This window comes from Roseateles terrae, from assembly GCF_014192155.1.
Taxonomy (GTDB): Bacteria; Pseudomonadota; Gammaproteobacteria; order Burkholderiales; family Burkholderiaceae_C; genus Roseateles; species Roseateles terrae.
Genome location: NZ_JACHXO010000006.1, coordinates 105,183 through 117,722, shown reverse-complemented (window position 1 = coordinate 117,722; position 12,540 = coordinate 105,183). Strand labels below are relative to the sequence as shown.

Sequence of the window (12,540 nt, the reverse complement as noted above, 5' to 3'; positions counted from 1 at the left end):
CATGTTGAAGATTGATCAATTGCATGCGGGCTACGGCAAGGTGGAGGTGCTGCACGGCATTTCCATCGAGGTGCCCAAGGGTCGGGTGGTGACGCTGATCGGCAGCAACGGTGCCGGCAAGACCACCACCATGCGGGCGGTGTCCGGGATGATCGCGCCCAGTGCGGGCCAGATCACCCTCAATGGCCGCCGCATCGACGGCCTCGAGTCGTATCACATCGCCCGTCTGGGCCTGGCCCATTCACCGGAAGGACGGCGGGTGTTTGCCACCATGACGGTGACGGACAACCTGCGGCTGGGCGCATTTCCGCGCTACACCGGGGCGCGCCCGCGCGGCGATGTGGAGGCGGACCTAGAGCGGGCGATGGAGCTGTTCCCGCGGCTGAAAGAGCGGCGTCAGCAGCTGGCGGGCACCTTGTCCGGCGGTGAGCAGCAGATGCTGGCGATGGCGCGGGCGACGATGCTGAATCCGGAGGTGGTGCTGCTGGACGAGCCGTCGATGGGCCTGGCGCCCATCCTGGTGGAGGAAGTGTTCCGCATCATCGAGCGGCTCAAGGCCCAGGGCGTGACGATGCTGCTGGTGGAGCAGTTTGCCGCCGCCGCACTGGCCGTGGCCGACTACGGTTATGTGCTGGAGAACGGCCGCATCTCCCTGCACGGACCGGCCGAAAAGCTTCGGACCGATCCTGCCGTGAAGGCGGCCTATCTCGGCGGCGGTCACTGAGCGCCTACGCTGCATGCGCCCCTGCCACCGCCCGTCCCGGAAAGTGGAGCGGGCGGCGGCAGCGCGCGATGCTTACAGGAACATGCCGCCGCTGGCCTCGATGCGCTGACCTGAAATCCAGTGGCTGTCCTGCGACAGCAGCGAGGCCACGACCGGTCCGATGTCGTCAGGAAGGCCGGCGCGACCCAGCGCCGTCACGCCGGACACAAAGCGGTTCAGCTCCACGTTGCTGCGCAGGGCGCCGCCGTTGAAGTCCGTTTCCACGGCGCCAGGCGCCATGGAATTGACGCGGATGCCGCGAGGACCCAGTTCCTTGGCCAGATAACGCGACAGCACCTCCAGCCCGCCCTTCATCGTGGCGTAGGCACCGTAACCCGGCACCGAGAAGCGGGTCAGACCGGACGAAATGTTCAGGATGCTGCCGCCGTCCCGGATCACCGGCAGCAGGGCCTGCGTCAGGAAGAACGGGCCCTTGAGGTGGGTGTTCATCAACTCGTCGAACTGGGCTTCGGTCGTGTCGGCCACCGGCAGGTGCAGGCCGGTGCCGCCGTTGTTGACCAGATGGTCGATGGTGTCGCGTTGCCAGTGGCGGGCGAGCAGCTCGCGCAGCGATTGCACGAAGGCCGGGAAGCCGGCTGTCTGGCTGACGTCCAGGGCCAGCGCCGCAGCGCGTCCGCCCTGGGCTTCGATCTGCTTGACCACGGACTGGGCCTCGTCCTGACGGCTGCGGTAGGTCACGATCACGTCAATGCCCCTGGCCGGCAGATGCAGGGCGGCGCTGCGGCCCAGACCGCGGCTGCTGCCGGTAATCAGGGCAATGGGGCGGGGAGTGGAAGCGTTGCTCATATCGGTCTCCAGAGAGGCGGGTGGAAGGGATGCCCTGAACTCTATTGATCGATGCGAGTCAGATAAATCGCCGCCGATTGATTTGACTGTTCATCCATAATGAACAAATGAATGCCCTTCCTTCACTGGATACCTTGCAGGTTTTCGTCAAGGTGGCGGAGCTTTCCAGCTTCACCCAGGCGGCGCTCAGCCTGGGCGTGCCCAAGGCCAGTGTTTCCACGGCGGTGCAGCGGCTGGAGGCGTCGCTGGGTACGCGTCTGTTTCACCGGACGACGCGGCGGGTGCAATTGACCCAGGATGGCCAGGCCTGCCTCGAGCGGTGCCTGGACCTGCTTTCGGACCTGGGGGACCTGCAGACGATGTTCCAGCCCACCGCGACGGCGCTGACCGGGCGGCTGCGGGTGGACATCCCCCTGCGATTGGCGCGGGACCTGCTGACGCCCGCCTTGCCCGCCTTCTTCGAGGCGCATCCGGGTATCGAGCTGGAACTCAGCAGCACCGACCGCCGGGTGGATGTGGTGCGCGAGGGCTTTGACTGCGTGCTCCGGGTGGGACCACTGAACGATTCCAGCCTCGTCGCCCGACCGCTGGGGGCGCTGGAGATGGTCAACCTGGCCAGCGCCGACTATCTGGCGCGGCACGGCGAGCCCCACTCGCTGGACGATCTGGCCAGTCATCAACTCATTCATTACGCGCCGCTGCTGGGTCAGCGTCCTGCCGGTTTTGAATGGCAGGACGAGCAGGGAGGGGTGCACGTCGTGCCCATGGCCGGCAGCCTGACGGTCAACAATTCAGAGGCCTACATCGGTGCCTGCCTCGCGGGACTGGGGCTGGTGCAGGTGCCGCGCCGGGGCAATGACGGCGAGGTGGACAAAGGGCGCCTGCGCGAGGTGTTGCCGCACCACCGTGCGGCGCCGATGCCGGTGCATCTGCTCTATCCGCACCGGCGCCAGTTGCCGCGCCGGGTGCAGGTGTTCATGCAATGGCTGGCGGATCTGATGGCCCCCCGCCTGATCCCGTTATTCTCCGGGGGCAGCATCGGCCACCCGGAAGGCAGCTCGACGGCCGCATGACCTCACCCTCCGACCGCTTCAGCGCTTCCACCGTGGACCTTCTCAACGCCGCCCAACTGGCTCAGGCTGCCCTGCAGTCCGGGGATGCGCTGGCCGCGCAGGCGCCCGGCGAGGAATGGCTGCTGCTCGCTCTGGAGGCTGGCGACCGTGCCCATCAGGCCCAGGCGCTGCTGCACCTGGCCCGCTGCGACCGTGCCCTGCACCGCCCGCGTGACGCCCGGCCCCGCTGTGAGCTGGCCGCACGGCTGTTCCGTCACGTCGGTGACCCCGCGGGCGAGGCGGGCGCGCTGTCGGTACTGGCGCATACCGCCTCCCTGGCTGGCCATCATGAAGAAGCGATCGAGGCCGCGTTGCTGGGCCTGCGACTGGCGCAGTCGCAGGAGAGCGGCGTGGCCCAGGTGGTGGCGCTGCAGGACCTCGGCGCCTGTTATGTCTGGGCCCGCAGCTTCGAGCCGGCGCAGCAGGTGCTACGGCAGGCTGCGGATGCCGCCAATGCCTGCAAGCCCCGGCAGACGCCCCTGGCAGCCTGTCTCTGGCTGGCCACCGGCGAGTTGCTCCGCCTGGCGGGCGAGCGGGAGCAGCGCGGCCAGTTGCCCGCTCTCGGCGCGCTGGAAGCCCACCTGATCAATGCCCGTCACCTGCTGGGTGAGGTGCTGGAAGGGGCCGTCGGCGGCGTGACCGGCGAGCTGGCTGGCGAAGCCCAGTGCTGGTGGACGCTGATGCAGACACTCGCCCAGATCTGGAAGGGCGCGTCGGGATTGGCGCAGCCGGAGTTCCAGCAAGCCCTGGCCCTGCTCCCGGGAGGCGACCGTCATTGGCTCGCGGCGCTGGCGGCCTGGGTGCAGGCGGAGCTGGCCTGGTCTCGGCGCCTGTGGCCGCAGGCGCGGCGTGCGGCGTCGCAGCTCGTGGCGCAGGCCGATGCGGTGCAGCATGAGCCGCTGGCACAGCTCGGGGAGTTGATTGCCAGCCAGATCGAGGAACAGCAGGGCCAGCCGCAGCGGGCCCTGCAGCGGATGCGCGCCCTGCGGGAGCGCGAGGCGCGGGTGCGCATCGCCAGCCTGGACAGTCGGGCCGAAGCGGTGCAGTGGCAGCTCGATGCGCGTCGCAGTGAACGGGACCGCGCCCAGCTGGCGGATCAGGCGCAGCGGCTGGAGAAGCTGTCGATGGAAGATCCGCTGACGGGCCTGGCCAACCGGCGGAGCTTCGAGGCGCAGGCCGAATCGGTGCTGCGTGCCGGCGGTGTGGTCAGTGTGGCGCTGATCGATGTGGACCACTTCAAGCAGGTCAACGACCGCCATTCACATCTGGTCGGCGACCAGGTGTTGAGCCAGATCGCCCGGCTGATGCGGCTGCATGTGCGGGAGCAGGATCTGGCGGCTCGACTGGCCGGCGACGAATTCGTGCTGCTGCTGCGCGGTGCCACGGAGGACGTGGCGCAGCAGGCGTGTGAGCGTCTGTGCAGCGCGGTGAAGGCCCATGACTGGAGCGCCATCGCCGACGGATTGGCGGTCAGCGTCAGCATCGGCGCAGCCCAGCGTCAGGACGGCGACACGCTTCAGACCTGGCTGGCCCGCAGCGACGCGGCCATGTACGCCGCCAAGCGAGAGCGCCATGCGCAGGCGCTGGCATCCGGCGCGGAAGACGGCGAAGGCGACACGCTCGATTGAGCCGACCGGCGCCGCCTGTGTCCGCTTACTTGAAGAACCAGTACCCCACGATGATGGTGCCGATGAGGCCCACCACGTCCGCGATCAGGCCGCAGGTCAGCGCATAACGCGTCTTGCGGATATTGACGCTGCCGAAGTAGACCGCCAGCACATAGAAGGTGGTTTCGGTCGAGCCCTGGATGATGGCGGCGAGCTTGCCCTCGAAGCTGTCCACGCCATAGGTCTTCATCACGTCCACCATCAGGCCGCGGGCGCCGCTGCCCGACAGCGTCTTCATCAGACCCACCGGGAGGGCGGGTACAAAGTCGGTGGGCAGGCCGACCGCGGCCACGGCGGCGGCGATGCCCCGCACCACGTAGTCCATGCAGCCGGTGGTGCGGAACACCGAGATCGCCACCAGGATGGCCACCAGATAGGGAATGATCTGCACCGCCACGCCGAAGCCTTCCTTGGCGCCTTCGACGAAGCTCTCGTAGACGTTGATGCGGCGCCACGCCCCCACGGCGATGAACAGCACGATGATGCTGAGGATCACGAGGCTGCCCAGCAGGCCGATCATCTGCGACATCACCTCGGGCGGGTACTGATGCAGCCAGCCGAAGACGCCGGCCATCAGGCCGACGAAGCCGGCGACCAGCGCCAGCACCGGCGCGGTGAACAGGTTGATGCGCTGGTACACCGCCACGGCCACCAGGCCCGCCATGAAGGAGATGAAGGTGCCGACCAGGGTGGGCAGGAAGATGTCTGCCGCATTGAAGTTGACCAGATGCTGATCCACCGCGATGGCCTGGCGGATGGCGATCACCGAGGTCGGAATCAGCGTGATGCCGGCGGTGTTGAGCACCAGGAACATGATCATCGCGTTGCTCGCGGTGTCCTTCTGCGGATTGAGGTCCTGCAGTTCCCGCATCGCCTTGAGGCCCAGGGGAGTGGCGGCGTTGTCCAGTCCGAGCATGTTGGCGGAGAAGTTCATCACCATCGATCCGCCGGCGGGATGGCCGCGCGGCACCTCTGGAAAGATGCGGGCGAAGAAGGGGCCCATGATCCGCGCGAACAGCTGGATCACGCCGGCCTGCTCGCCGATTTTCATGATGCCCAGCCACAGGCTCATCACGCCGACCAGGCCCAGCGAAATGTCGAAGCCGGTCTTGGCGGTCTCGAAGATGCCGGTGAGCACCTGGGTGAAGAGGGTGAGGTCGCCCTGGAAGAGCCGCACCAGGGCCACCGCGAAGCCGATCAGGAAGAAGCCGATCCAGATGAAATTGAGCACCATGAGGGCGGATTATTCCCGGCCCTTGCGACCTCGAGCGCGGATGCGGCCCGGACGGCGCATGACGAGCGCAGCACCACCCATAACCGGGGGCGGCTGACTTTCAGACGGCGCGCCGGCTTTGGGGCATAGTGCCGGCACTTTCCACATTGCCAACCTCAGCTGCGGACCTGCCTGCGCGCTCGCCTTGCCTGGCGCCCGGTGGCTGGTGCCGCGGCTGTCATCAAGGGTTTCCATGAAACGATCCAGTTCCAACGTCCGCGGGTCCCACCTGGCCCTGGCCGCGGTCCTTTGCGCCGGCGCAGCCGTTGCGGGGGCTGCCGGTGCCGCCACGCCAACGGACCCGGCTGCGCCGACGGGCGATGTCTCGGCCGCGCCGACCCCCAGCGCAGCGGCCCTCGCGGCGGCCCGGTCGGCTTCCAGCCCTGCATCCATGCGAGCACCGAGGGCCGCCTCCAGCGCGGCATCCAGCATCGGATCCAGCGCGGCAGCCAAGGCAGCCGCCCGCAAGCCCGGACCGGCCCCGACCTCGCAGGACGCCGAACGTTTTGTGAAAGAGGCGGAAGCGCGCCTGGAGGCTTTGCTGATCAAGTCTCAGCGGGCCGAATGGGTGGCGGAGAACTTCATCACCGACGACACCCAGCAGATCACGGCCGAGGCCAATGAAGAGCTGCTCAAGGCCAACGGCGAGTTCGCGCTGGCTGCGCGCCGCTACAACGGTCTGACGCTGCCGGCGGACACGTCGCGCAAGCTCAAGCTGATGCAGCTGACGATGATGATTCCGGACGACCAGGAGCGTGCCCGCTTCACCCGGCTGGCCACCAGCATGACCAGCGCCTACGGCATGGCCAAGTATTGCCCGGAGCCCAAGCCGGGCCAGGATGCGTCGGCCAAGCCGGCCTGCCTGCCGCTGGACGAGCTGGAGAAGATCATGGCCGAGAGCCGTGATCCGGCGCAGCTCAAGGATGCCTGGATCGGCTGGCATGCCCAGTCCCGTGCCTACAAGCAAGCCTATGTGGACTATGTGGCCCTGTCCAACAAGGGGTCCCGCGCGATGGGCTTTGCCGACACGGGTGCGCTGTGGCGCTCTGGTTACGACATGACGCCGGAGGCCTTCTCGGCGGACATGGCGCGGGTGTGGCAGCAGGTACGGCCGCTGTATGACTCGCTGCACACCTATGTCCGCTTCAAGCTGCGCCAGACCTACGGCCCGGACCAGGTGCCGGCGACCGGGCCCATTCCGGCGCATCTGCTGGGCAACATGTGGAGCCAGAGCTGGGAGAACATCTATCCGCTGGTCAAGCCGGCGGCGCAGGCCGGTGACTACGACCTGAGCCAGGTGCTGGCGCAGCGTGGCACCTCGGCCAAGGACATGGTCAAGTGGGCCGAGGGCTTCTACACCTCGTTGGGCATGGAATCGCTGCCGGCCACTTTCTGGGAGCGTTCGCTGCTGACCAAGCCGCAGGACCGTGAGGTGGTCTGCCATGCCTCGGCCTGGGACATTGACCAGCAGCAGGATGTGCGGGTGAAGATGTGCATCCGTCCCACTGAAGAAGACTTCATCACCATCCACCACGAGCTGGGCCACATCTATTACGACCTGGCCTACCGCAGCCAGCCGACGCTGTTCCGCAATGGGGCCAATGACGGTTTCCATGAAGCCATCGGCGACACCGTGGCGCTTTCCATCACGCCGGACTACCTCAAGCGTCTGGGCCTGATGAAGGACACCGACCGTCCGGGCGACGACATTGACAACCTGTTGATGCAGGCCCTGCGCAAGGTGGCCTTCCTGCCCTTTGCCTACAAGGTCGATGCCTGGCGCTGGCAGGTCTACGGCGGCCAGGTGAAGCCGCAGGACTACGACAAGGTGTGGTGGTCCCTGAGCGAAACCTACCAAGGCATTTCCCGCCCGGCGCCGATGCAGGCGGACGGCTTTGACGCTGGCGCCAAGTTCCACGTGGCCGCGGACGTGGCCTACGCCCGTTACTTCGTTGCGCACCTGCTGCAGTTCCAGTTCCAGCGCGCCCTGTGCCGTGAAGCCGGCTACACCGGGCCGCTGCACAGCTGCTCCATCTTCGGCAACAAGAAGGCCGGCGAGAAGTACCAGGCCATGCTCAAGATGGGTGCGAGCAAGCCCTGGCCCGAAGCCTTGAAGGCCATGACGGGTGAGGAGCAGCTCGACGGCAGCGCGCTGATCGAGTACTTCCAGCCCTTGAAGGTCTGGCTCGACGAGCAGAACGCCCAACTGGCCCAGACCGCCGCGGCACTGAAGCCTTGAAGGGCGCGACCGCCATCGGCTGAATCGGCGACAACGACAAGGCCGACACGGCCGAAAAACGCTGGGCCAGCCGGAAGCGGCGACACAGTCAGAAGGCGAATGAAACCAACGAAGCCCGCCCAGCCTCGCACCGGCTGGGTGGGTTTTTTTCTGCTCATCCGCTGCAGGCAGGGCCGATGCCCCACCACGATTCGAGCCGCCGGAATGCCGGGGGGTATTAGCGGAAGTAAAGAAGGGAATGGCCGGCGCAGCCGGACAGGAATGACATGAAGCTAATGCCCCCCGGCGTTCCGGTGGCGGCGCGCAGTGCACCACATTGCAATCAGTCGGTTTCCTGAAACCTCGCCCGCACTTCCAGCACCGCCGGCAGCACCCCGATAAACAGCTCCACCAGTCTCGGATCGAAATGCTTCCCTGCCTGTGACCGCAAATGCGCCACCGCATCCTCCACCGGCCAGGCGCGCTTGTACGGCCTCACGCTTGTCAGCGCGTCGAACACATCCGCGATGGCCACGATCCGCGCTTCCTCCGGAATTGATTCTCCCGCGAGCCCCTCCGGATACCCACTCCCATCCCACTTCTCGTGGTGCCCCAGCGCAATCCTGCGCGCCAGCCCCAGCAGCCCGGTCGCATGCTCGCCCAGGATCTCCGCGCCGATCTGCGGATGCCGCTGCATCACCGACCATTCCTGCTCATCCAGCTTCCCTGGCTTCTGCAGGATGGCATCCGGAATCCCCAGCTTCCCCACGTCATGCATCGGTGCCGCATGCAGCAGCTCTTCTGCATCCGCTTCCGAATACCCCGCGGCCAACGCCAGCAGATGGCTGTAGTGGCTCATCCGCACCACATGCCACCCGGTCTCGTTGTCCTTGAATTCTGCGGCCCGCCCCAGCCGCTGCACCACCTGCAGCCGCGTCTCCCGCAGCTCCTGCGCCCGCACCAGCGATAGATGATTCCGCACGCGTGCCCGCACCACCGGCGGACTCAGCGGTTTGGTGATGTAGTCCACCGCGCCCACGTCAAACCCTTCCGCCTCATGCCCCGGATCCGCCAGCGCGGTCACGAAGATCACCGGGATGTGCGCCGTCGCGCTCTGCACCTTCAGCGTCTTGCAGACTTCCATGCCGGACAGCTCCGGCATCATCACATCCAGCAGGATCAGATGCGGCTGCTCCTCCCGGGCCAGTGCCAGCGCCTTGTGCCCATCCCGGGCAAACAGCAGCCGGTACTGATCCTGCAAGGCATGACGCAGCACCTGCAGGTTGGCGGGCTCATCGTCCACCAGCAGCAGCTTGGGTCGATGGTCCTGCGCGGGCTTTGCAGCCACGGACGGCGCCTCAGTTGCCGCCTCAGCTGCCGCTTCAGCAAGCGCCTCGGCAAGCATCTCAGAAGGCACCATGGAGAGTGGGTCAGGCAGAACGCTCATGGCTGGACAGAGGGTATGGCCGTAGAGGCGGTGGGTCGGCCGGGGCTGGCGCCGGAGGTCGTCGCCGGTGAAGTGAACTGCATGCGCAAGCGCTGCAAGGCGCGCAAGGCGCTGTCGAAATCAAAGTCGCTGATCGCATGGATCAGCGGCTCGCAGTGCCGCAGGCCCCAGGCCTCGCACAGCACCCCCAGAGCCTCATCGTCCAGCTCACTCCCGCGCAGCGCATGCGCCAGACGATCTGCGGCCGGCCCCACGCGCGGGTCCGCCATCAACGGCCCAGGCGCCGTGTCCATCGGCCTGGAATCGTCGGCCAACCGGGCGATCGCATTCAAGGCCTGGCTCAGCGCAGCGCACACCGTGTCTGCACAGGCAGCGAAGGCGTCCTGATCGTCCTCCGACAAAGCCTCTTCAAAAGCGGAGGCCGCATCCAGCAGCACCGGCAGTGCCAGCGACCCCGCGGCCCCGCGCCAGCGATGCACCAGCGCCCGCAGCGCCGGCCAGTCGCGCCGCTGCAGCAGCTGCTGAAGCTGGGTCACGCCTTCACGCTGGTCTCGCGCGAATCGTCGCAGGCCCCGATGCCACGCCGTGGCATTGCCCCACAGATGCAGCCCATGCGGCCAGTCGAGGTCGGTCACTTCCAGCCCCATCGGCTGCGTCGGCGTGCCGTGCCGCGCGGCCAGGGTGGCGGCCATCGATGGGGCTGGCGCCCCGCTGGCCGGCAACAGCGGTGTGATGCCCATCACCCGGGCCATCTCCGCCACCAGCCGAACCGGCTCCACCGGTTTCACCGCAAATCCATCCATGCCAGCCGCGAGCGCGGCCTGCCGGTCTTCTTCCAGCACGCTGGCCGTCAGCGCCACGATCGGTGTGCGCGGTCGGCCATTGGCCTGCTCGAAGTTGCGCACCCGGCGCGTGGCGCCCAGGCCATCCAGCACGGGCATGTGCACATCCATCAGCACCAGGTCGAAGCGCTCTTCGGTCAGCGCCTTCACCGCCGCCAGTCCATCCGCCACGGTCCGCACCTCGTGCCCCTGCCGGCTCAGGATCAGCTGCAACAGCTCGCTGTTCTGCGGCACGTCGTCGGCCACCAGCAGCCGCAGCGGCGGCAGCCCCGTCGAGGTGCCGCCGTCGGACGCCTCGGTGTCCAGGGCCTGCCCGGCGGCCAGCGGCAGATGGACGTGGAAGACACTGCCTTCCCCTTCCACGCTCTCCACGGTGATGCGGCCGCCCATGCACTCCACCAGCTGCCGAGAAATCGTTGTGCCCAGCCCCGTGCCGCCAAAGCGCCGCGTGGTCGAGGCATCCGCCTGCGCAAAGGCTTCGAAAATCCGATCCAGCCGGTCAGCCGCAATGCCAATGCCGGTGTCGATGATGCTCAGGTGCACGCGGCCCTGCTCCCACCGCATGCGCAGCGTGACCTCGCCGCGTTCGGTGAACTTGATGGCATTGCCCACCAGGTTGAGCAGCACCTGTTGTACGCGAAGCGCGTCGCCCCGGAAGTGCTCCGGCTGGTCCGCCGCATAGTCCAGATGCAGCCGCAGACCCTTGCGCTGGGCCAGCAGACCGAGCGAGGCGATCGCCTGCTCGCAGACGCGGCGCAGCGAGAAGTCCGCGTCTTCCAGCGTCATCGCGCCCTTGTCGAGCTTGGCGGTATCCAGGATGTCGTTCAGCAGCCCCAGCAGGGAGCGCGCGGAGCTGCGCACGGTGCTCAGATGGCGGCGCTGGGATTCGGTCAGCGTCGTGTCCAGCAGCAGCTCGGTGAAGCCCAGGATGGCATTCATCGGCGTGCGGATCTCATGGCTCATGTTGGCCAGGAAGGCGCTCTTGGCATCGGCGGCGGATTCGGCACGATGCTTGGCTTCTTCCAGTTGCAGGTGCAGGCGCATCCGCTCGGTGATGTCCAGCATCACGCCGTCGATCCAGAGCAGCCGGCCACGATCGTCGGTCACGGCCCGGCCGCGTTCGGAGACCCAGCGCTCGCCCCCATCACGGGTGTGCAGCCGGTATTCGACGGTGTAGGGCTGACGCTGCGCCAGCGCTTCATCCACCGTCTGCTCAACGCGTTGCCGGTCATGGCGGTGGATCAGATCGCCCACATGCAGCTGCCCGCCGATGAACTCGGGCGCAGGCCAGCCGGTCAGGGTCTCGATCGCGTCGCTGATCAGGATCATGCGCCAGGGCGCCCTCAACTGGCAGCGGAAGCTCACGCCCGGGCTGTTGGCGATGAGGGTGCGGTATTTGTTTTCGCTCTCGCGCAGCGCCTGGTCGGTGACGTTCTTCCGCTGGCGTTCTTCCAACAGTTCGCGGTTCAGGCGTCGCAGGGCCATCAGGCCATTGGCGCCAGCGGTCACGCCGCTGATGGTGAGGGTGGCCAGGGTGATGGCCAGCGCCAGCAGCCCGTTGTCTTCCAGGCCGGTGTTGCAGGGACCGTCGCCCACGCCGATGAAGCGGGCCGCTGCCATGGCGGTGTAGTGCATGCCGGCGACGGCGCCGCCCATGACGAGTCCGCCCAGCGAGATCACCCACACCGGCCGCCAGCGGTGCGCCAGCCCGAAGCGGATCCACAGGGCCAGCATCGCCAGCAGCACCGCCACCACGATGGAGGCGGCAAACCAGAGCGGGTCGTATCGCAGTTGCGCGGACATCTCCATCGCGGCCATGCCGGTGTAATGCATGGCGCCAATGCCGGCGCCCACCAGCACGCCGCCCAGCACCCACGAGCGGGTACTGAGCTGCCCGCGCGAGATCAGCGAGAGCGCGACCCAGGAGGCCACGAAGGCCGGCACCGCCGATGCTGCGGTGATGCCCGCCTGAAAGCTCACCCGGGTGCACAGCTGGAAGGCCAGCATGCCGATGAAATGCATCGACCAGATGCCGCCCGTCAGCGCCGTGGCCCCGGTCAGCAAGACCAACTGGCGATGCAGGCCATGGCTGCGCCGCGCGACGCCGGCCACCTGCAGGGCCAGTGCCGACGTGAGCGACGCCACGGCCACCGACAGCAGCACCAGCCAGACCGAATAGTGACCGGTCAGCAGCAGGGTGGGCGCACCTTCGCGGAAGATGAAAAAGCGCGGCAGCAGGGAGGCAAGGTCGGACACGAAGCGCGTTCCAGGGCAGGGCTGCGGAGCAGGTCCGGCAGACGATGGAGGGAGGCCCTCGATGGTGACGCCTGTTCCTGGTTCCGACGCGGAACAAATCCTCGGCTTCTGACTTGGCCGTGGAGCGCCCCCCCTAGACCGGGGCAGGGCGAGGC

General features: G+C 67.4%; 8 protein-coding genes. 4 read left to right on the top strand and 4 right to left on the bottom strand.

Going from position 1 to position 12,540, the window contains the following annotated elements:
* The first annotated feature begins 1 nt into the window (after position 1).
* Positions 2-724 (top strand): ABC transporter ATP-binding protein, encoded by a 723-nt coding sequence (locus FHS28_RS16775; protein WP_088453422.1) that lies wholly within the window; start codon positions 2-4, stop codon positions 722-724.
* Positions 725-796: 72 nt separating this feature from the next.
* On the opposite strand, the gene FHS28_RS16770 is transcribed toward FHS28_RS16775, so the two are convergent.
* The gene (locus tag FHS28_RS16770; RefSeq protein WP_088453423.1) at positions 797-1,570 is read right to left on the bottom strand and encodes an SDR family NAD(P)-dependent oxidoreductase; all 774 of its coding nucleotides are present in this window, start codon (positions 1,568-1,570) and stop codon (positions 797-799) included.
* Between the two features lie 107 nt (positions 1,571-1,677).
* On the opposite strand from FHS28_RS16770, the gene FHS28_RS16765 reads away from it, so the two are divergent.
* Both FHS28_RS16765 and FHS28_RS16760 read left to right on the top strand, forming a co-directional pair.
* Positions 1,678-2,643, top strand: a complete 966-nt coding sequence (locus tag FHS28_RS16765) for a LysR family transcriptional regulator (protein WP_088453424.1) — start codon at positions 1,678-1,680, stop codon at positions 2,641-2,643.
* Complete coding sequence (locus FHS28_RS16760; protein ID WP_088453425.1) at positions 2,640-4,310, top strand: GGDEF domain-containing protein; 1,671 nt, start codon at positions 2,640-2,642, stop codon at positions 4,308-4,310. Before FHS28_RS16765 ends, FHS28_RS16760 begins: the two co-directional genes overlap by 4 nt.
* Positions 4,311-4,335: 25 nt before the next feature.
* On the opposite strand, the gene FHS28_RS16755 is transcribed toward FHS28_RS16760, so the two are convergent.
* Complete coding sequence (locus FHS28_RS16755; RefSeq protein ID WP_088453426.1) at positions 4,336-5,583, bottom strand: spore maturation protein; 1,248 nt, start codon at positions 5,581-5,583, stop codon at positions 4,336-4,338.
* A gap of 232 nt (positions 5,584-5,815) precedes the next feature.
* Between FHS28_RS16755 and FHS28_RS16750 the strand changes: the two genes are divergently transcribed.
* Positions 5,816-7,861, top strand: coding sequence for a M2 family metallopeptidase (locus FHS28_RS16750; protein ID WP_246410263.1), 2,046 nt, complete (start codon positions 5,816-5,818; stop codon positions 7,859-7,861).
* Between the two features lie 322 nt (positions 7,862-8,183).
* Here the strand turns inward: FHS28_RS16750 and FHS28_RS16745 are convergent, their stop codons facing one another.
* The gene (locus tag FHS28_RS16745) at positions 8,184-9,188 is read right to left on the bottom strand and encodes an HD domain-containing phosphohydrolase (RefSeq protein WP_310736801.1); all 1,005 of its coding nucleotides are present in this window, start codon (positions 9,186-9,188) and stop codon (positions 8,184-8,186) included.
* 95 nt (positions 9,189-9,283) lie between these two features.
* Positions 9,284-12,385, bottom strand: coding sequence for an MHYT domain-containing protein (locus FHS28_RS16740; protein WP_088453429.1), 3,102 nt, complete (start codon positions 12,383-12,385; stop codon positions 9,284-9,286).
* Positions 12,386-12,540 lie beyond the last annotated feature (155 nt).

Coding starts and splice junctions, on each gene's coding strand:
- FHS28_RS16770 (WP_088453423.1), bottom strand. CDS start 1,570: ATGAGCAACGCTTCCACTCCCCGCCCCATTGCCCTGATTACCGGCAGC.
- FHS28_RS16760 (WP_088453425.1), top strand. CDS start 2,640: ATGACCTCACCCTCCGACCGCTTCAGCGCTTCCACCGTGGACCTTCTC.
- FHS28_RS16765 (WP_088453424.1), top strand. CDS start 1,678: ATGAATGCCCTTCCTTCACTGGATACCTTGCAGGTTTTCGTCAAGGTG.
- FHS28_RS16775 (WP_088453422.1), top strand. CDS start 2: ATGTTGAAGATTGATCAATTGCATGCGGGCTACGGCAAGGTGGAGGTG.
- FHS28_RS16750 (WP_246410263.1), top strand. CDS start 5,816: ATGAAACGATCCAGTTCCAACGTCCGCGGGTCCCACCTGGCCCTGGCC.
- FHS28_RS16755 (WP_088453426.1), bottom strand. CDS start 5,583: ATGGTGCTCAATTTCATCTGGATCGGCTTCTTCCTGATCGGCTTCGCG.